The sequence below is a fragment of the Polynucleobacter sp. JS-JIR-5-A7 genome (genome assembly GCF_018687935.1).
Taxonomy (GTDB): domain Bacteria; phylum Pseudomonadota; class Gammaproteobacteria; order Burkholderiales; family Burkholderiaceae; genus Polynucleobacter.
This window is the reverse complement of the sequence record NZ_CP061308.1, coordinates 130804-148555: the sequence shown is the minus strand read 5'-3', so window position 1 is coordinate 148555 and position 17752 is coordinate 130804. Positions and strand designations below refer to the sequence as shown.

17 protein-coding genes are annotated in these 17752 nt (G+C 45.5%); 13 read left to right on the top strand and 4 right to left on the bottom strand.

The window, feature by feature from the left end:
• Positions 1-68 precede the first annotated feature (68 nt).
• From bioA to AOC29_RS00825, 4 genes are all read left to right on the top strand, one after another.
• Entirely contained in the window at positions 69-1418 is a 1350-nt protein-coding gene (bioA, locus tag AOC29_RS00840; RefSeq protein WP_215296181.1) for an adenosylmethionine--8-amino-7-oxononanoate transaminase, read from the top strand.
• Complete coding sequence (locus AOC29_RS00835; protein WP_215296180.1) at positions 1411-2643, top strand: 8-amino-7-oxononanoate synthase; 1233 nt, start codon at positions 1411-1413, stop codon at positions 2641-2643. The genes bioA and AOC29_RS00835 overlap by 8 nt, the downstream gene beginning before the upstream one ends.
• Positions 2643-3362, top strand: coding sequence for a dethiobiotin synthase (gene bioD, locus AOC29_RS00830; protein ID WP_215296178.1), 720 nt, complete (start codon positions 2643-2645; stop codon positions 3360-3362). Before AOC29_RS00835 ends, bioD begins: the two co-directional genes overlap by 1 nt.
• Positions 3363-3442: 80 nt before the next feature.
• Positions 3443-4639 (top strand): M20 aminoacylase family protein, encoded by a 1197-nt coding sequence (locus AOC29_RS00825; protein WP_215296177.1) that lies wholly within the window; start codon positions 3443-3445, stop codon positions 4637-4639.
• A gap of 12 nt (positions 4640-4651) precedes the next feature.
• Here the strand turns inward: AOC29_RS00825 and AOC29_RS00820 are convergent, their stop codons facing one another.
• The 3 genes from AOC29_RS00820 to apaG form a co-directional block, all read right to left on the bottom strand.
• Positions 4652-5428 (bottom strand): enoyl-CoA hydratase, encoded by a 777-nt coding sequence (locus tag AOC29_RS00820; RefSeq protein WP_215296176.1) that lies wholly within the window; start codon positions 5426-5428, stop codon positions 4652-4654.
• A 25-nt stretch (positions 5429-5453) separates the two neighbouring features.
• Complete coding sequence (locus AOC29_RS00815) at positions 5454-6584, bottom strand: murein transglycosylase A (protein WP_215296175.1); 1131 nt, start codon at positions 6582-6584, stop codon at positions 5454-5456.
• A 137-nt stretch (positions 6585-6721) separates the two neighbouring features.
• Positions 6722-7096, bottom strand: a complete 375-nt coding sequence (apaG, locus tag AOC29_RS00810) for a Co2+/Mg2+ efflux protein ApaG (RefSeq protein ID WP_215296174.1) — start codon at positions 7094-7096, stop codon at positions 6722-6724.
• Between the two features lie 49 nt (positions 7097-7145).
• Between apaG and rpe the strand changes: the two genes are divergently transcribed.
• Genes rpe through trpC form a run of 5 tightly spaced genes read left to right on the top strand, consistent with a single transcriptional unit; the run spans position 7146 to position 11789 of the window.
• A complete protein-coding gene (gene rpe / locus AOC29_RS00805) occupies positions 7146-7871 on the top strand; it encodes a ribulose-phosphate 3-epimerase (RefSeq protein ID WP_215296173.1) in 726 nt (241 codons plus the stop codon).
• Positions 7871-9376, top strand: a complete 1506-nt coding sequence (trpE, locus tag AOC29_RS00800; RefSeq protein WP_215296172.1) for an anthranilate synthase component I — start codon at positions 7871-7873, stop codon at positions 9374-9376. The genes rpe and trpE overlap by 1 nt, the downstream gene beginning before the upstream one ends.
• On the top strand, positions 9360-9926 hold the full coding sequence (locus AOC29_RS00795; protein WP_215296171.1) for an aminodeoxychorismate/anthranilate synthase component II: 567 nt from the start codon (positions 9360-9362) through the stop codon (positions 9924-9926). Before trpE ends, AOC29_RS00795 begins: the two co-directional genes overlap by 17 nt.
• 23 nt (positions 9927-9949) lie before the next feature.
• The gene (gene trpD, locus AOC29_RS00790; protein ID WP_215296170.1) at positions 9950-10975 is read left to right on the top strand and encodes an anthranilate phosphoribosyltransferase; all 1026 of its coding nucleotides are present in this window, start codon (positions 9950-9952) and stop codon (positions 10973-10975) included.
• 10 nt (positions 10976-10985) lie between these two features.
• Positions 10986-11789, top strand: coding sequence for an indole-3-glycerol phosphate synthase TrpC (gene trpC / locus AOC29_RS00785; protein ID WP_215296169.1), 804 nt, complete (start codon positions 10986-10988; stop codon positions 11787-11789).
• Between the two features lie 81 nt (positions 11790-11870).
• Here the strand turns inward: trpC and ychF are convergent, their stop codons facing one another.
• Positions 11871-12965, bottom strand: coding sequence for a redox-regulated ATPase YchF (gene ychF / locus AOC29_RS00780; protein ID WP_215296168.1), 1095 nt, complete (start codon positions 12963-12965; stop codon positions 11871-11873).
• A gap of 40 nt (positions 12966-13005) precedes the next feature.
• Between ychF and AOC29_RS00775 the strand changes: the two genes are divergently transcribed.
• Genes AOC29_RS00775 through AOC29_RS00760 form a run of 4 tightly spaced genes read left to right on the top strand, consistent with a single transcriptional unit; the run spans position 13006 to position 17642 of the window.
• On the top strand, positions 13006-14280 hold the full coding sequence (locus tag AOC29_RS00775; protein WP_215296167.1) for an FAD-dependent monooxygenase: 1275 nt from the start codon (positions 13006-13008) through the stop codon (positions 14278-14280).
• A complete protein-coding gene (locus tag AOC29_RS00770) occupies positions 14273-15001 on the top strand; it encodes a DsbC family protein (protein ID WP_251370022.1) in 729 nt (242 codons plus the stop codon). The genes AOC29_RS00775 and AOC29_RS00770 overlap by 8 nt, the downstream gene beginning before the upstream one ends.
• Positions 15002-15015: 14 nt before the next feature.
• A complete protein-coding gene (locus tag AOC29_RS00765; RefSeq protein ID WP_215296166.1) occupies positions 15016-16809 on the top strand; it encodes a M61 family metallopeptidase in 1794 nt (597 codons plus the stop codon).
• Positions 16809-17642 carry a uracil-DNA glycosylase gene (locus AOC29_RS00760; RefSeq protein ID WP_215296165.1) on the top strand — a complete coding sequence of 278 codons (834 nt, stop codon included), beginning with the start codon at positions 16809-16811 and terminating at the stop codon, positions 17640-17642. The genes AOC29_RS00765 and AOC29_RS00760 overlap by 1 nt, the downstream gene beginning before the upstream one ends.
• The last annotated feature ends 110 nt before the right edge of the window (positions 17643-17752 follow it).

The window sequence follows — 17752 nt, the reverse complement described above, 5'->3', positions numbered from 1 at the left end:
TCAATCCAAGGCATAAACATAACAGATACAAGCCTGAATTAGGAAAAACTAGTGGTCAAATATCAAACATGAAGGTTATTTCTGATTTAAATCAAACCCGCTTAGTAGATCGCAGCCTAGCTGCTGTTTGGCACCCCTGCACCCAAATGAAACACCATGAATCTTTTCCGCTGGTGGCGATCACTAAAGGCAAAGGGGCCTGGCTTTATGACGAGCATGGAAATGCCCTACTCGATTGCATCAGCTCATGGTGGACCAATCTCTTTGGACACTCGAACCCTCACATCAATCAAGCCATCACTAGACAACTAGAAAAGATTGAGCATGTCATGCTTGCCGGCTTCACACATCCTCCAGTAATAGAGTTGTCTGAAAAACTAGCAGTACTGACCAAAGGGAATTTAGGTCACGTCTTCTACGCATCTGATGGCGCTTCCGCAGTGGAGATTGCATTAAAGATGAGTCACCACTTTTGGCAACTCAATGGCAAACCACAAAAGAAAAAGTTTGTTTGTCTTGAAAATGGCTATCACGGAGAAACGCTTGGTGCACTTGCGGTTACCGATGTTGCGATTTTCCGAGAGGCTTACGGATCGCTTTTGCAGGATGTCTACACAGTAAGCTCACCCGATGTGCGTAAAGCAAAAAATGGTGAAAGCGCAGAGGATGTTGCAAGACAGGCAGCGAATGAGCTCGAGCAATTATTTGCAAAAGAGCATGAACAGATTGCCGCAATCATTATTGAACCGCTCGTGCAATGTGCTGGCCAAATGGCGATGTATTCCCCCGAATATCTACGACTCATTAAAGATTTATGTGAACGCTATCAAGTCCACCTAATTGCGGACGAGATCGCAGTAGGATGCGGTCGCAGCGGAAAGTTCTTTGCCTGCGAACATGCTGGAATTTGGCCTGACTTTTTAACGCTCTCCAAAGGAATTAGCGGAGGGTATTTACCCCTCTCGCTTTGCATGACTACCGATAAAATTTATCGCGCCTTTTACAACGATCAAACCAAGCATGGATTCTTACATTCGCATTCTTACACTGGTAACCCACTGGCTTGCGCAGCGGCGCTAGCCAGTCTCGAGCTCTTTGAAACAGAACAAGTTCTTGAAAAAAATATCATTCGCTCACAAGATTTAGCCAATGCATTTGCTTGGGCTAAATCAGATGCCCGCATTGAGCATTGGCGCCAACAAGGGATGATCTTGGCGTTTGATGTCAAAGCTTCTAAGCTCACAAATGCCAATGCTTTTCCTCGCGAGATGTTTGCAAAGAGTTTGAATGAAGGTATTTTGATAAGACCAATTGGTAATACTGTTTATGTAATGCCTCCCTATATTTTGTCTGCACAAGAAACTGAGCAAATGGGTCAGGCAGTACAACGTGCACTCAATCAGGTTGTAAATGTCTAAATCTTTTAATGCGCTCAAATTAGCAGAAGAGCAAATTGCAGATTTAGATCTGCAATTACTTAAGCGCAAGCTGCGTATTACTTCATCCCCTTGCGATTCCAAAGTATTGATAGAAGAACGAGAACTGAAAGCCTTTTGTAGTAATGACTATCTTGGTCTTGCAAACCACCCTGAGATTGCCAATGCATGGTCTGAGGGCGCTCAAAAATATGGCGTAGGAAGTGGTGCCTCCCACCTCATCAGTGGCCATAGCATTGCCCATGAGTTACTAGAAAAAAGACTCGCTGCATTTCAGAGCCACCACATTCCTAAGCCGCGTACATTATTTTTTAGTGCCGGCTATCTTGCAAACCTCACGGCTATTACTGGCTTGGTAAGGCTTGCTTCTCCGGGTAATGCCAGTATTTATTCAGCAAAACTCAATCATGCTTCTTTGATTGATGGTGTTCGCTTAGCGAGCGCACAAACCAACGCTGTAGTGACGCTGTTTGATCACACACAACTAGACTCTTTAATTGAAGCAATCAAAAAGGATGCCAGGCCTTTTAAATTGATTGTGACTGATGGCGTGTTCAGCATGGATGGTGATCTCGCGTCTGTCACAGAACTGCTAGCTATTGCTGAGCAATACGATGCCCTCTTGATGGTAGATGATGCTCATGGATTTGGAGTGCTAGGCAAACAGGGTCATGGTATTTTGGAGCAAAAGAATATTTGCTCGGATCGTATCATCTATATCGGCACGCTAGGCAAGGCTGCTGGGGTCAGTGGTGCTTTTATCTGCGCACAAGACTCTTTTATCGAGTGGCTGATTCAAAAGGGTCGTCCTTATATCTACAGCACAGCTACGCCCCCTGCGATTGCTCATGCACTTCTCACAAGCCTAGAGATTATTGAAACAGATGACGGCAAACAACGCCGCGCTCACTTAGATAAACTGATTGATATCTGGCAAAAAGAAATGCATTTCTCAGCATGGAAAAAGATTTCTTCAAGCACACCCATTCAGCCACTGATTCTTGGTAGCAATGCCAATGCTTTATTAGCGGCTCAGTTATTGGATGATGCAGGCTATTGGATTCCGGCAATTAGGCCGCCCACCGTTCCCGTAGGCAGTGCACGCTTGCGTATTACGTTTTCTGCAAACCATAGCGAAGATGATCTGCGCGCCCTGATCAACACACTACAGTCAATCGAACAACAAGTGATTGAAAAGAGTCTTTGATGAATCAACATCCTGGGTTCTTTATTACCGGCACGGATACTGAAGTTGGCAAAACGCTAGTCAGCGGCGCCTTGATTCTCAAATTGCGTAAGCAAGGTAAACATGTTCTTGGCTTTAAGCCTGTGGTTGCTGGTACCTATCAAAGCAATGAAGGTCAATGGCTCAATGAAGATGTAGAGACTTTACGTATCGCTTCGAATTTAGCCCCAGGTCAACTAACTCTATGTCCTTATGTTTTAGATACTCCAGCAGCACCCCACTTAGTTGCCAAATCTAAAAATATTCGGCTTGAGCTTGACACAATGATGAGAGCTTACAGTGAGATTCAGAAGCAAAGCGACTGTATGGTGGTGGAAGGAGCTGGTGGTTTTTTAACCCCACTAAATGATCATGAAGATTTGGGAAACTTCGCAGAGCGAATCAATTTACCGGCCCTTCTGGTTGTAGGCATGCAATTAGGCTGCATGAATCATGCTTTACTCACCATAGAAGCAATCAAGGTACGCCACTTAAAAATTGCTGGCTGGGTTGCGAATACCCTTTCTCAAAAAATGCATTTACTCACTGAAAACATCGAATCGCTGCAATCTAAGATAGATGCTCCTTTTTTAGGGCTGATCCCTCAATTGCCCGCTGCAATTCAAAAGCCTGATAACAGCCCCTACTCTGTAGAAGCGCTCGAATTTGCTGCACAGCACATTCAACTACCCAATACATAAATACATTCATAGCTATCTGTAATCGCCCCATTAAGCCCAGCTAGGGTGCGCCTAGAGCCACTTTCAGATAAGATAAAGGCATGCATTTACTTTCTGAAATCGTTGCATCCACAGAAGCAATCCAAGATATTCGTCGCAATATTCATGCTCATCCTGAATTGCGTTTCGAAGAAAACCGCACAGCTGATCTTGTTGCAGAAGCTTTATCAAGCTGGGGCATTACTGTCTTTCGTGGCATGGGCAAAACCGGGGTGGTTGGACGACTAGATGGAGATTTAGGCGCAGGCAAGATGATTGGTTTGCGTGCAGACATGGATGCACTCCCACTCCAGGAACACAACAACTTTGCGCACACCTCTCGTAATCCTGGAAAGATGCATGCCTGCGGTCATGATGGTCACACTGCCATGCTCTTGGGCGCAGCACAATATTTATCGAATCATCGCGACTTTAAAGGTGCGGTGATTTTTATTTTTCAGCCGGCCGAAGAGGGTGGTGCCGGTGCTCGCGAAATGATCAAAGATGGCTTGTTTGAGCAGTTTCCGTGTGATGCTGTATTTGGATTACACAATTGGCCTGGTTTGGCTGAAGGTCATTTTGGTGTGACCGCAGGCCCAATGATGGCATCGAGCAATGCTTTTGAAATTACTATTACTGGCAAAGGTGGTCATGCCGCCTTGCCGCACAACAGCGCTGATCCCGTGCTTACGGGTGCGCAAGTAGTGCTGGCCCTACAGAGCATCATTACCCGTAATAAACGACCTGTAGACGCAGCCGTGCTTTCAGTCACACAATTTCATGCAGGCGAGACCAGCAATGTCATTCCTGATAGTGCGTTCATTGGCGGCACTGTTCGCACCTTTACGCTTGAGGTCTTAGATTTAATTGAGCAACGCTTGCGAGATATCACCCATCAGGTCGCAGCTGCATTTGATTGTCAGGCGGAAATTCAGTTCTCAAGAAACTATCCACCATTAATCAATCATGAAAAGGAAGTCGTATTTGCCAGCGAGGTGATGAGCGAGTTAGTTGGTAAGCAAAATGTAAATACCTCGATTGACCCAACCATGGGTGCAGAGGATTTTGCTTTTATGTTGCTAGATAAGCCTGGTTGCTACGTTTTTTTAGGCAATGGCGATGGTGATCATCGCTCAGTAGGACATGGCATGGGACCGTGCCATCTTCATAATCCTTCATATGACTTCAATGACGCTTTGATACCAGTAGGTGTGAGCTATTGGGTCAAACTAGCTCAACGCTACCTAGAAAAAAATTAAGCAATTGAATCGTTAAGAATTCGTAAATTTGGCAGGGCGTTTTTCAATAAATGCTGCCATGCCTTCTTTTTGATCATTTGTTCCAAAGCAGGTATGGAACAAACGGCGTTCAAAATGAATGCCTTGTGACAGTGTAGTTTCGTAAGCGGTATTCACCGCCTCTTTCACCATCATTGTGGTCAATAAGGGCATATCAGCAATGTCTTTAGCAATTGCTTTCACCTCTTTTAATAAATCCGCTTTGGGAAAGACGCGGGATACCAAGCCTGAACGTTCAGCTTCTGCTGCATCCATCATGCGACCTGTCAACGCAAGATCCATCGCCTTCGCTTTAGATATCGCACGTGGCAAACGTTGTGTACCACCAGCGCCTGGGATGATGCCTAATTTAATTTCTGGCTGAGCAAACTTAGCGTTATCAGCCGCCATGATGGTGTCGCACATCATGGCCAGTTCACAACCACCACCTAGTGCATAGCCTGATACCGCAGCAATTACAGGCTTGCGTACTTTTTGCATATGCTCCCAGTTACGCGAAATAAAATTGTGACGATAGACATCTTGCAAGTTACGCTTTGCCATTGATGCAATATCAGCGCCAGCAGCAAAAGCTTTTTCACTGCCTGTAACGATGATGCAAGCAATATTGTCATCCGCATCAAAACTCAGTAATGCAGCGCCAAGCTCATCCATTAGTTGATCGTTAAGTGCATTGAGTACCTCAGGACGATTCAAAGTAATGGTAGCAACCTTGCCATCCACCTCAGTCAAAATAGTTTTGTAGCTCATAGTTTTCTCTCTAATGTGACATTCATTAACGCGGCAACAATAACCACATCTTGCCATTTTGTTTCATGCGCCCCGCCATTTCTCCGGCAGCCTCACCCGATCCCCAATAGTAATCAGCTCTGACGCCGCCCACAATTGCTTTGCCAGTATCCTGCGCCATTACCAGCTTTTGCAGGGGCTGGCTACTTAAGGGTTTGGTGGTGGCCAAGAATACAGGCGCGCCTAAAGGCATTGCCTGAAGATCGATCGCAACACTCCGCTCACTCGTTAAAGGTACTCCTAGCGCACCATTGGGGCCCAAATCAGCCTCTACATTGCCTGGCAGCTCTTTGAAAAAGACAAACCGAGGATTAGCGTTGAGCATTTCATTCACACGCCCTGGGTTGCGCTTAGCCCATTGTGAAATTCCCTGCATCGTTGCCTCGCTGCGTGTAATTTCTTTGCGATCAAGCAACCATTGCGCAAAAGATTTAAAGGGTTGGTCATTCGTACCCGCGTAACCTAAACGCAGAACGCGACCATCGTCAAGGCGAATTTTTCCAGAGCCTTGTATTTGCATAAACACAGCCGCAACAGGATCTTGTACCCATGCAATTTCAGATCCCTTCAGCATTCCTGAGCTCATTAACTCTGCTCGCGATGGTCCTGGATTTGGCTTAGATTTTTTCCAAGCATTGGGGTAGGCATAGAGCGGCACGCTGTACATACCGGTTCTCGTTTGCGAACCATTCATGACTGGCTCGTAATAACCTGTGATCAAGCCTGTATCACTTCCAGAGCTATTGCGAATTTCATAAGCCTGAAAATAATTTTCAAAATAGCGACGAATCGCTTGGCTATCGCTGCTCGAGACACTGGTGGCCTGACTACAGACTTGGCGCCAGTTGGTTTCGCCACTGCGTCTGCGCAAGGCCTCGCAGCTCTTGAGCCAAGCTGGCCATGCCAGCGCCATATCATCTTCCTGCCAACCCGGTAAGGCTTGCCAAGATACGGCGCTAAAACTGGCAATGGATGAGCTATAGGTGGATGGTGCAGTACCCGACCCACTGGATCGATATCCGGTACTTCGAGTAGGGGGCGTTGAACAAGCAACCAGCAAGCTGGCAAGAACAATAGCGAATACACTTGTCTGGAACAATTTAACTTTAGAAATCATGATTGCCAATTTACTTGATGAATACCCAATGCTACTGTTTGTCCTTGAGGGTGCTATTGCCTTAGGACTTTTATTATTCATCGTCCTTTGGACTGGCAAAGGCAAAAAGTAAGCCTCCAAAAAATAAGGCCCCTTGCTTAGTGGAGGGTGCGGGGCATTACCAGTGCAAATTCTGGGATGGGCGCCTGAAAAAACTGCGCATCCTCGGTTACGCAAAAATACTCGCCCCGCATCGTTCCGGCGGGCGTTGGCAGGGTAGCCCAACTGGTGTACTCAAAATGCTCACCGGAGCGCAATAGAGGTTGCTGACCAACAACCCCAAGACCGCGCACCTCTTGGACGTCGTTGTCCCCGTCTGTAATGAACCAATGGCGGGCAATCAACTGAATACTGGCTGATCCCGTATTGCGGATGATGACCGTATAGGCAAAGGCAAATTGGCGATTATCTGGGTCAGATTGGTCTGGAAGGTACTGGGTCTTAACCGTAATGCTGATTTCATGGGGATTCATGCTCGAATTCTGCTCCATCCCAAGGCCAACTGCAAGCTAGAATCTAGGGATGGAAAGCCAAAAAACATCATCTGATCATCAATTTCTGATTGCCCCCTCCATTTTGTCGGCTGACTTTGCCTGCCTTGGCAAGGAAGTACAAGATGTTTTAGGGGCTGGCGCTGACTGGATTCACTTTGACGTGATGGACAACCATTACGTGCCTAATCTCACTATTGGCCCCTTAGTGTGTGAGGCCATTCGCCCCTATGCAAATAAAAATGGCACGTCTGCGCTTATCGATGTTCACTTAATGATTGAACCGGTTGATCGCATCGTTCCTGATTTTGCAAAAGCTGGCGCCAATTTGATTAGCATTCATCCAGAGGCAAGCCCTCATGTGAATCGCACATTGAATTTAATTCGTGATCAAGGCTGTCAAGCAGGGCTAGTTTTCAATCCCGCAACACCACTTGATCATTTGGATCACACCTTAGACCTGCTAGATCTTGTACTACTCATGTCAGTCAATCCTGGCTTTGGTGGTCAATCATTTATTCCAAGCACTCTTCAAAAGATTGCTCAAGTGCGTTCCCGTTTAGATCGCTACGAAGCAGAGACAGGTCGTCACATTCGTCTTGAAGTGGATGGTGGGATTAAGGTCGATAACATTGCACAAGTTGCACAAGCAGGTGCAGATACTTTTGTTGCAGGCTCAGCTATTTTTGGTCAAGAGAATTACGCCCAAGTCATTGACGCAATGCGCGCAGAGTTAGGAAAGTCAGGAAAAGCCTAATGCTGCGCGAGGAATTCAATGCCCTAGCAAAGCAGGGTTTCAATCGCATTCCTCTAGTGAAAGAGGTTTTGGCGGATTTAGAAACGCCGCTATCGCTCTACGTCAAGTTGAGCCAAGCTTTTGGCAAAAAAAATACCTACCTTTTGGAATCAGTTTTAGGTGGCGAGCGCTTTGGTCGCTTCTCCTTTATTGGCCTGCCTGCCAGGACTGTTATTCGTTCAGTAGGCACCCCATCTAAACCCGTTAACGAAGTGCTTACTGATGGCAAAGTAGTTGAGACCAATACAGATAATCCACTAGATTTTATAGATGCTTATTTCAAAAGATTTAAGGTTGCAGTAGAGGTGGGGCTACCGCGCTTTTGTGGAGGTCTAGCTGGCTACTTTGGATATGACACAGTTCGTTATATCGAATCACGTCTTGCCAAACATTCACTACCAGATGAGCTGGGTGTTCCTGATATTCAACTCATGCTCACTGAAGAGTTGGCTGTCATTGATAACGTTGCGGGAAAAATTTATCTCATCGTCTATGCTGATCCGAGCTTGACTGATGACTTTGAAAAAGCCCAGGCTCGCTTGAAAGAATTACTTGCCTGTCTGAGCAAGCAAGTCAACATGCCGCCTTCTTTGGCAAGCAGTAAAACTGATCTGATTCGTAAATTCAAAGTGGTAGATTTCGAAGATGCCGTTCGTAAAACTAAAGAATATATTTTGGCTGGCGATTGTATGCAGGTAGTTATCGGTCAGCGCATTAGTAAACCCTTTACCGATTCACCGCTTGCGCTCTACAGAGCATTGCGCTCATTGAACCCATCGCCCTATATGTATTTCTATGATTTTGGCGATATGCAGATCGTTGGCTCTTCCCCAGAAATCTTAGTACGCCAAGAAAAACGTGCAGCAGAAAAAATTGTGACGATTCGGCCGCTTGCTGGAACACGTCCCCGTGGCGCCAACCCAGAAGAAGATGAGCGCCTTGCTAAAGAACTCTTAGCAGACCCGAAAGAAATCGCTGAGCACGTTATGCTGATTGACCTTGCTCGCAATGACGTTGGTCGTATTGCTAAAACAGGCTCGGTCAAGGTGACTGACTCTATGTCCATTGAAAAGTACTCTCACGTGCAACATATTGTGAGCTCGGTTGAGGGTGATCTTTTAGACAATATGAGCAATATGGATGTTTTGCGTGCCACTTTCCCTGCAGGCACCTTATCAGGCGCGCCAAAAATTCGGGCAATGGAAATCATTGATGAAATGGAAATTGTGAAACGCGGTGTTTATGGTGGCGCAGTAGGTTACCTCTCCTTCTCAGGTGATATGGATGTAGCGATTGCGATTCGCACTGGAATCATTCGTGATGGTATGCTGCACTCGCAGGCTGGCGCTGGTGTCGTAGCTGACTCAGATCCCACAGCTGAATGGAAAGAAACTGAAGCTAAGGCACGCGCAGTATTAACAGCGGCCGATTTAGTACAAGGAGGACTCGATGCTCCTAATGATTGATAACTATGATTCATTTACCTACAACCTCGTGCAGTACTTTGCTGAGCTAGGTGAAGAGGTCAAAGTATTTCGAAATGATGAAATTACCGTTGAAGCGATTGCAAAACTCAATCCTGCACGCATTTGCATTTCTCCAGGACCATGCAGCCCAGCAGAAGCTGGTATCTCTGTAGAGACTATCAAACAATATGCTGGAAAGATTCCTATCTTGGGTGTGTGCTTAGGTCATCAAGCGATTGGTGAAGCTTTTGGGGGCAAGGTAATTCGCGCTCAGAAAGTAATGCACGGCAAGACGGATAGCATTCATCACACTGGCGTTGGTGTATTTAAAAACCTACCAGACCCATTCAAGGTCACTCGCTATCACTCTTTGGCAATTGAAAAAAGCTCTTTGCCAGCATGCTTGGAAGTTACTGCCACCTCCTCTGATGGAGAGATCATGGGTGTGCGTCACAAAGAATTGGCAGTTGAAGGCGTCCAGTTTCATCCAGAATCAATTCTTTCTGAGCATGGTCATGCCCTGCTCAAGAATTTTCTAGAAAACAAGTAACTCAGCAAACATATAAAAGCGTCATGCCAATTACTCCACAAGAAGCCCTCCAACGTTGCATCGAACATCGCGAACTCTTCCATGATGAAATGACGGCAATGATGCGCCTCATCATGAGTGGCGAAATGTCACCCGAGCTTGTAGCCGGTCTCTTAGTTGCTCTACGCACTAAAAAAGAAACCGTTGGTGAAATCGCAGCCGCCGCACAAGTGATGCGTGAGTTTGCTACTGCGGTTCATGTAGATGACCGCTCTCATTTAGTTGATGTTGTGGGTACTGGTGGCGATGGAGCCCATACATTCAATATTTCTACTGCAGCGATGTTTGTTGCAGCGGCAGCAGGTGCAAAAATTGCTAAACATGGCAATCGCAGCGTAAGCAGTAAGTCTGGTAGCGCCGACGTATTAGAGGCGCTTGGCGTCAATCTCGCACTTTCCGCAGAGCAAGTGGCAGCATGTATCTCTCAAGCTGGCGCTGGTTTCATGTTTGCGCCCAATCATCACCCTGCCATGAAAAATGTTGTACCGATTCGTAAGCAATTGGGTGTGCGCACTATTTTTAATATCCTGGGTCCATTAACCAATCCAGCAGATGCTAAACGTATTTTGATGGGTGTATTCCATGCAGATCTCGTTGGCATTCAGGCGCGCGTATTAGAGGCACTCGGCATGGAACATGCTTTAGTAGTGTATGGTCGTGATGGCCTTGATGAAATTTCACTTGAAGGCCCTACTCTTGTAGGCGAGCTTAAAGACGGGATTGTGCGTGAATATGAAATTCATCCAAAAGACTTTGGATTAAATACCGCTCTCACGAGTAGTTTCAAGGTTGCTAATGCTGAAGAATCCAAGAACATTGTGCTTGATGTCATCGACAATAAGCCTGGTGCAGCAAGTGATATTGTCTGCCTTAATGCAGGCGCCACACTGTATGTAGCTGGCGTTGCCCCTGATATTGCCAGCGGTATTGCAAAAGCTAAAGCTGCCATTACATCAGGCGCTGCCCGGCAAAAATTAGATGCCTTTGTTGCAGCAACTCAATCTAAATAAATCACGGTTCATGAGCGATATTCTCGAAAAAATTGTTGCAACAAAGAAGATAGAGATTGCACAAAACTTAAAACAACTCTCGCTCGCAAATCAACGCGATCAAGCGCAGGCAAACAATCAAGATCCAGCGTTAAAGCCTAGAGGCTTTATACGTTCCATTGAGCAGAAAATCGCAGCGGGTAAAGCTGGCGTGATCACCGAAATCAAGAAAGCAAGCCCAAGTAAGGGTATTTTGCGTGAGAACTTTATTCCAGCCAACATTGCTAAGTCCTATGAAAAACATAGTGCGGCCTGCTTATCAGTCTTAACAGATATCGATTACTTTCAAGGCTGCAACGCATTTCTTCAGCAAGCTCGCGCCGCTTGTAGTATTCCAGTATTGCGGAAAGATTTCACGATTGATCCCTACCAAATTTATGAAGCGCGGGCGATTGGTGCGGATGCTATTTTGCTGATTGTGGCCTGCCTTGAATTAAACCAAATGAAAGAGCTTGAAGCTTGTGCTCATGAATTAGGTCTTGATGTCTTAGTAGAGGTGCATAACGCTGCTGAACTTGATCAAGCGCTGGAACTCAAGACACCATTGCTAGGAATCAATAATCGCAACCTTAAAACATTTGAAGTAACTCTTCAAACTACTCTCTCGCTCCTATCCTCTATTCCAAGCAATAAAATATTAGTCACTGAATCGGGAATATTGAGTCGCGCAGATGTTCAACTCATGCGTGCCAATCATATAAATGCATTCTTAGTTGGCGAAGCATTTATGCGCTCACCCGATCCTGGCGTCGCCCTCAGCGAGCTGTTTTCCTAGGCTGCTTTTGAATTTCATTGTTAAAAAGCCCTTCAAGAAGGGCTTTTTTATTTAGGGCTCAAACGAGTAATGAGTCAAGATTTATACATTGAACAAGAAGTTCAAGACATCGCCATCTTTTACAACATACTCTTTCCCTTCAGCGCGCATCTTGCCGGCTTCTTTAGCGCCTGACTCACCCTTAAATTGAATGAAGTCATCATAAGCAATAGTTTGCGCCCGAATAAACCCGCGCTCAAAATCGGTATGGATCACACCAGCGGCTTGTGGAGCAGTATCGCCTTGGTGAATAGTCCAAGCGCGTACTTCTTTAACACCTGCCGTGAAATAAGTATGTAGACCCAACAATGAATAACCCGCACGGATGACACGATCTAAGCCCGGCTCTTCCATCCCTAAATCAGCCAAGAACTCCGTTTTATCTGCATCATCTAAATCGGCAATTTCAGCCTCAATCGCTGCACATACAGCCACAACTGGGGCTTTTTCTTTAGAAGCATGTTGCTTGACAGCCTCAAGATGTGGATTATTTTCAAAGCCATCTTCTTTTACATTGGCTACATACATCGCAGGCTTGGCGGTAATCAAGCAAAGGGGCTTAATTAGGAGTTTTTCATCATCAGATAAATTCATACTGCGCACCGGTAAAGCAGAGTCTAGATGGGCTTGAACTTTTGTTAGGACCGCCACCAAAGCAGCAGCCTCTTTATCATTACCTGACTTTGCAGCTTTAGTAGAACGATTGAGTGTCTTTTCCACTGTCGCTAAATCAGAGAGTGCTAGCTCGGTATCAATGACACCAATATCAGCAATCGGATCAATCTTGCCTGCGACGTGGATCACGTTAGGATCTTCAAAACAGCGCACCACATGGGTAATAGCGTCAGTTTCCCGAATATTGGCCAAAAATTGATTGCCAAGACCTTCGCCTTTTGAGGCACCCGCCACTAATCCTGCAATATCAACAAACTCTACTGCGGCAGGCAGAATTCGCTCAGGCTTCACGATCTCAGCCAAAGCAGCCAGACGGGGGTCAGGAACCTCAACTACGCCTACATTAGGCTCAATCGTGCAGAAAGGATAGTTTTCCGCTGCGATCCCAGCCTTGGTAAGCGCATTAAAGAGGGTAGATTTGCCGACATTAGGCAGGCCGACGATGCCACATTTTAAAGACATGGCTTTATTGTAAAGGGGCTGGTTTCGATATCATCGAGTTATGTCAGAAGCTCACTCAAATCATTTATCTAAGATGCCTTCCCATTCGCCACAAATTCGCTCTGTTGATGTTGTTGTGGTCGGTGGAGGCATTACTGGCAAGGCTTGTGCCCTTGGCATGGCTCAACTTGGGCTTCAGACCCTAGAAATTGCCCCTGATTTAGGGCAAACCGTCCCTAACCCTCAAGGAAGTCAATGGGGCCAACGAATTTATGCCTTTTCACCGAGCACCCAAAAGCTCCTGGCCCATTTACAGATTTGGGATGCACTAGACCATAGTCGCCTTCAAGTGGTCCGCGATATGCGGATATACGGTGATCGCGGCGAGAAAAATGATCAGCTTCATCTTTCTGCATTTGAAGCTGGTACACCACAACTCGCATGGATTGGTGAATCGAATTTTATCGAGCACACACTAGATCAAGCATCGCGTTTTCAAAATAAATTAGAGCGGATTTCAGATACTGTAGAAAAAATTGAAGTTGATACAGAAGGAAGTTCATTATATTTAAAAAATGGTGGCATTATTCGCGCATCGCTCGTGATCGCTGCTGATGGCGCGAACTCACCGATTCGATCTGAGATTGGTATCAGTGCTAACGAAGAAAGTTATTCACAAAGTGCTGTTGTAGCCAATTGGACTTGTACTTATCCTCACCTAGAAACTGCTTTTCAGTGGTTCCTACCAGGGGGTGATATTGTTGCCATGCTCCCCTTGCCCAATAAACAAGTATCTATGGTGTGGTCTACTTCACCGGAGCTGGCTGCAGAACTCTTGCAACTGAGTCAATCCCAGTGGTTAGATCGTTTCACATCCATTGCGAATGGTGCAATTACTAAACAATTGGGCGAGCTCACCCTTAACTCCGCTCCTGCCGCATATCCACTAAGAAAGATTCGGGCTACGCGCTTTATTGGCCCAGAGGCAAATCCAAAAGTGGTATTGATTGGCGATGCGGCTCATGTTATGCACCCACTAGCAGGCCAAGGCCTCAACTTGGGATTGAGAGATGTAGCCGTTCTACTCAATATCTTTAGCAAACGGGAATCTTTTCGCTCACTAAGCGATCTGAACTTATTACGTCGCTATGAACGTCAGCGACAAGGCGACACTAGCGCACTTTTATGGGTTACCGATAAGTTGAAAAAATTGTTCTCTGGTAGCAGCAGCACTGAAAAGCAGTTACGTAATTGGGGGCTAGGCTTGGTGAATAAAAGTCACTTCATTAAACAGCGCCTCATTGAGCGCGCATTAGGAGAAATTGATTTTGAATAAATTTTTATCGGTAGCTTTATCCATGCTTGCATTCATGTGCACCAGCATGATTTTTTCTGGATCAGTTCAAGCCCAAGTTGATCAGCAAATCAAAGCAGATATCCAGAAAAAACTAGGTGCAAATGCTAAAGTACGCAGCGTTACGCCTGCACCAGTACCCGGGCTATATGAGGTGCTGGTGGGTAATGATATTTTCTACACTGACAGCTCAGGAAAATACCTAATCCAAGGTGAAATCATTGAGCTCGCTACTGGTAAAAACATTACGGAGCAAAGACAGACTGACTTAAACCGAATTAAATGGGCTGATCTTAATCAAGCTAATGCCTTCAAGGTAGTACGGGGCAATGGCACTCGCCAATTAGCTATTTTTTCAGATCCAAATTGTGGCTATTGCAAGCGCCTCGAGAAATCGTTGCAGCAATTAGACAATGTCACTATTTATACCTATCTCATTCCGATTCTCTCGGCAGACTCCGCACAGAAATCTAAGCAGATATGGTGCTCAGCTGATCCTAATAAAGCTTATATTGATTGGATGGTCAATGGTATTGCGCCTACCGGGAAAACGGACTGTAGTAATCCACTAGATAAAAATCTAACCTTTGCCAAAACCTATGGCATCACCGGCACCCCTACCCTCTTCTTTACCGATGGCAGCCGCTTCCCAGGCGCAGTTCAGATTGCCGATATTGAAAAGAAATTTTCGTCTCTGAAATAACGAATTAAAGAATAATGAATAAAACCGATCTGCCAGCAATTCAATACACTGTCTGGCCTGCAGACCTTCATGGCCATCGTTTTCAGGTAAAGCTTCATATTGCTCACCCTGATCCCAAAGGACAAATTCTACAAATGCCTGCATGGATACCGGGCAGCTATTTGATTCGGGACTTTTCAAAACATATTGAAACCATCGAGGCGTTTAGCGCAGAATCCACTAAGAAAAAAATTGCTCTGGAGCGTATTGATAACAATCAATGGCTTTTACCAACAGCGGTTGGTGCCGTAGATATCCTGACAACAGTTTATGCTTTCGATAACTCTGTTCGAGCAGCTTACCTTGATACAGAACGTGCATTCTTCAACGCAACCAGTCTCTGCCTGACAGTCAAGGGGCAAGAAAATATTCCCTGCTCTTTAGCAATCGTGTCGCCTGAAGGTGGATTTGCTGATCACTGGACTGTGCAAACCACTTTGCGATCTGCAAAAACTGATGAGCGTGGTTTTGGGTTTTATCTTGCCCAAAACTATGATGATCTGATTGATCACCCAGTGGCTATGGGCGAGTTTCAGATGGTGCACTGGAAATCAAACAATACGTCTCATAGCATGGCGATTCAAGGATGTATAAATCCAATTGATGAAGTACGCCTAGCAAGTGACTTGCAAGCAATTTGCTCTTGCACTATCAATCTTTTCGAGCCCAAAATAAAAAAGGCGCCATTCACTAACTACTTATTTTTAGTCAATGCTGTTTTAAATGCTTATGGTGGTCTTGAGCATCGCAATAGCACTGCACTATTGTGTCGTCGAGATCAAATCCCGCAGAAGAATATTCCCTTAGACGAAGTAAGTTATCGTGAATTCTTAGGCTTATGTAGTCATGAGTATTTCCATGCATGGTTAGTAAAGCGTATTCAGCCGAAGGCTTTCCAACCCTACGCACTAGGAGATAGACATCACACTCGCCTTCTTTGGTTATTTGAAGGCTTTACTAGCTACTATGATGATCTGCAACTATTCCGTAGCAAACGCATTGATCTAAGCACGTATTTGAAGCTGGTTTCTGATAATTGGAACGGCGTCTTACGTGGGCCAGGCAGATTAAAGCAAAGCTTGGCTGATAGCTCATTTGATGCTTGGACCAAGTACTACCAAGCAGATGAGAACACTCCTAACGCAGTTGTGAGCTATTACGGTAAAGGGGCTTTGCTAGCCCTAGGCTTAGATTTACAAATTCGTTCATTCTCCAAGAATAAAAAATCTTTGGATGATCTCATGCGCCTCATTTGGCAAAGACACGGCGTCACATTAGATGGAATTTCTGAGGATGGCTTGGATGAGTTGATCTATGAGCTACTAGGAAATGGCTTTAGCAAAATATGGAGCGACATCAAGTCTCGCTATGTTTTTGGCGTCGAAGATATTCCAATTCAAACATGGATTACTTCAAAGCTAGTGTCAGTGAAACCGAAAACACAAACTAAGCTGGAGAAAATAAAGTTGCAGCTAGGTATACGCCACACTGATGTCAATGGCTGGCTTAAAGTCACTCATGTGTTAGATGGTGGTGCAGCACAAGCAGCAGGCTTAGCAGCAGGTGACTTACTAGCAAGCATCAATGGTCAACGCATCACGAATACACGCTGGGATAAGGTACTCCAGGGTCTTTCAGAAAACGAGACCATCAGCATATCGTTTTATCGCGACGATCTTGAACATGAACGTATCTTGGTTCTAGGACCTACTCAGCTCCCGGCACAATATGAGCTGATTTCGGCGAACACTAGCTCCAAACAAAACTAATGTCCTCTTTTTCTAAAGATGATATCCCGCAGGACTGGCGTAAATTATTGGGTGACTATTTCGCTTCACCGGCTTGGAGTAATTTAGAAAAAAATATTCGAGCAGTCTTAGATGCTGATTTTGCAAGTGTCTGCCCTGAGCCACAGAATTTTTTTAAAGCGCTCAAGTTAACCCCATTAAATTCAGTAAAGGTCGTGATTATTGGACAAGATCCCTATCACTCACCCAGGCTTGCTCAAGGGCTTGCATTTTCAATTCCCGAGAGCATTCCAACAAATTCTCGTGCGTTTCCGAGTTCGCTGCGCAATATTAGCAAGGCACTAACACTTGAGGGTTTTGGTAGCCTCCCTAATGGTGACTTACACGCTTGGAGCAAGCAAGGAGTGCTGCTGCTCAACACGGCACTCAGCGTTCAATTAGGTGAAGCCGGTAGTCATACTAAGCTCGGATGGCAAGATCTAATTGATCGCTTAATTTCATCGCTTGCTCTAGAAAAGCCATGCTTAGTCTGGATGCTTTGGGGAGGGCATGCTCAATCTAAGTTACCCCTCATTGAAGCAGGAAAAGATCAGTTGATTTTGCAATCCTCACATCCTTCAGGGCTAGGAGTCTATAAAACCGATAAGCCGTTTTTAGATCCGGGTGGCGCTGGTAGTTGTAATCACTTCACCAAAACCAATGAATGGCTACTAGCAAATAAGCTTGCTCCTATTGAATGGATTAATAGCTCTGCAAAAGCCCCAAGAAAAGGGGAGCAAGTCGATCTATTTAGCGAAAGCGGTATAGATGCACCCAATGGTGCAAGAGGCCAAGATAGCTGCAAGCCACTCTAGCATTTGGCCGGATTGAAAAAAACCGGTGTATTGACCCAAGTAAGAGCTTGCTGCCGCTGCAATAAAGCCCATCAATGCAGCCATGAGGAAGCCTAAAGTGTTTGGACTTC

Coding starts and splice junctions, on each gene's coding strand:
- bioA (WP_215296181.1), top strand. CDS start 69: ATGAAGGTTATTTCTGATTTAAATCAAACCCGCTTAGTAGATCGCAGC.
- AOC29_RS00835 (WP_215296180.1), top strand. CDS start 1,411: ATGTCTAAATCTTTTAATGCGCTCAAATTAGCAGAAGAGCAAATTGCA.
- bioD (WP_215296178.1), top strand. CDS start 2,643: ATGAATCAACATCCTGGGTTCTTTATTACCGGCACGGATACTGAAGTT.
- AOC29_RS00825 (WP_215296177.1), top strand. CDS start 3,443: ATGCATTTACTTTCTGAAATCGTTGCATCCACAGAAGCAATCCAAGAT.
- AOC29_RS00820 (WP_215296176.1), bottom strand. CDS start 5,428: ATGAGCTACAAAACTATTTTGACTGAGGTGGATGGCAAGGTTGCTACC.
- AOC29_RS00815 (WP_215296175.1), bottom strand. CDS start 6,584: ATGATTTCTAAAGTTAAATTGTTCCAGACAAGTGTATTCGCTATTGTT.
- apaG (WP_215296174.1), bottom strand. CDS start 7,096: ATGAATCCCCATGAAATCAGCATTACGGTTAAGACCCAGTACCTTCCA.
- rpe (WP_215296173.1), top strand. CDS start 7,146: ATGGAAAGCCAAAAAACATCATCTGATCATCAATTTCTGATTGCCCCC.
- trpE (WP_215296172.1), top strand. CDS start 7,871: ATGCTGCGCGAGGAATTCAATGCCCTAGCAAAGCAGGGTTTCAATCGC.
- AOC29_RS00795 (WP_215296171.1), top strand. CDS start 9,360: ATGCTCCTAATGATTGATAACTATGATTCATTTACCTACAACCTCGTG.
- trpD (WP_215296170.1), top strand. CDS start 9,950: ATGCCAATTACTCCACAAGAAGCCCTCCAACGTTGCATCGAACATCGC.
- trpC (WP_215296169.1), top strand. CDS start 10,986: ATGAGCGATATTCTCGAAAAAATTGTTGCAACAAAGAAGATAGAGATT.
- ychF (WP_215296168.1), bottom strand. CDS start 12,965: ATGTCTTTAAAATGTGGCATCGTCGGCCTGCCTAATGTCGGCAAATCT.
- AOC29_RS00775 (WP_215296167.1), top strand. CDS start 13,006: ATGTCAGAAGCTCACTCAAATCATTTATCTAAGATGCCTTCCCATTCG.
- AOC29_RS00765 (WP_215296166.1), top strand. CDS start 15,016: ATGAATAAAACCGATCTGCCAGCAATTCAATACACTGTCTGGCCTGCA.
- AOC29_RS00760 (WP_215296165.1), top strand. CDS start 16,809: ATGTCCTCTTTTTCTAAAGATGATATCCCGCAGGACTGGCGTAAATTA.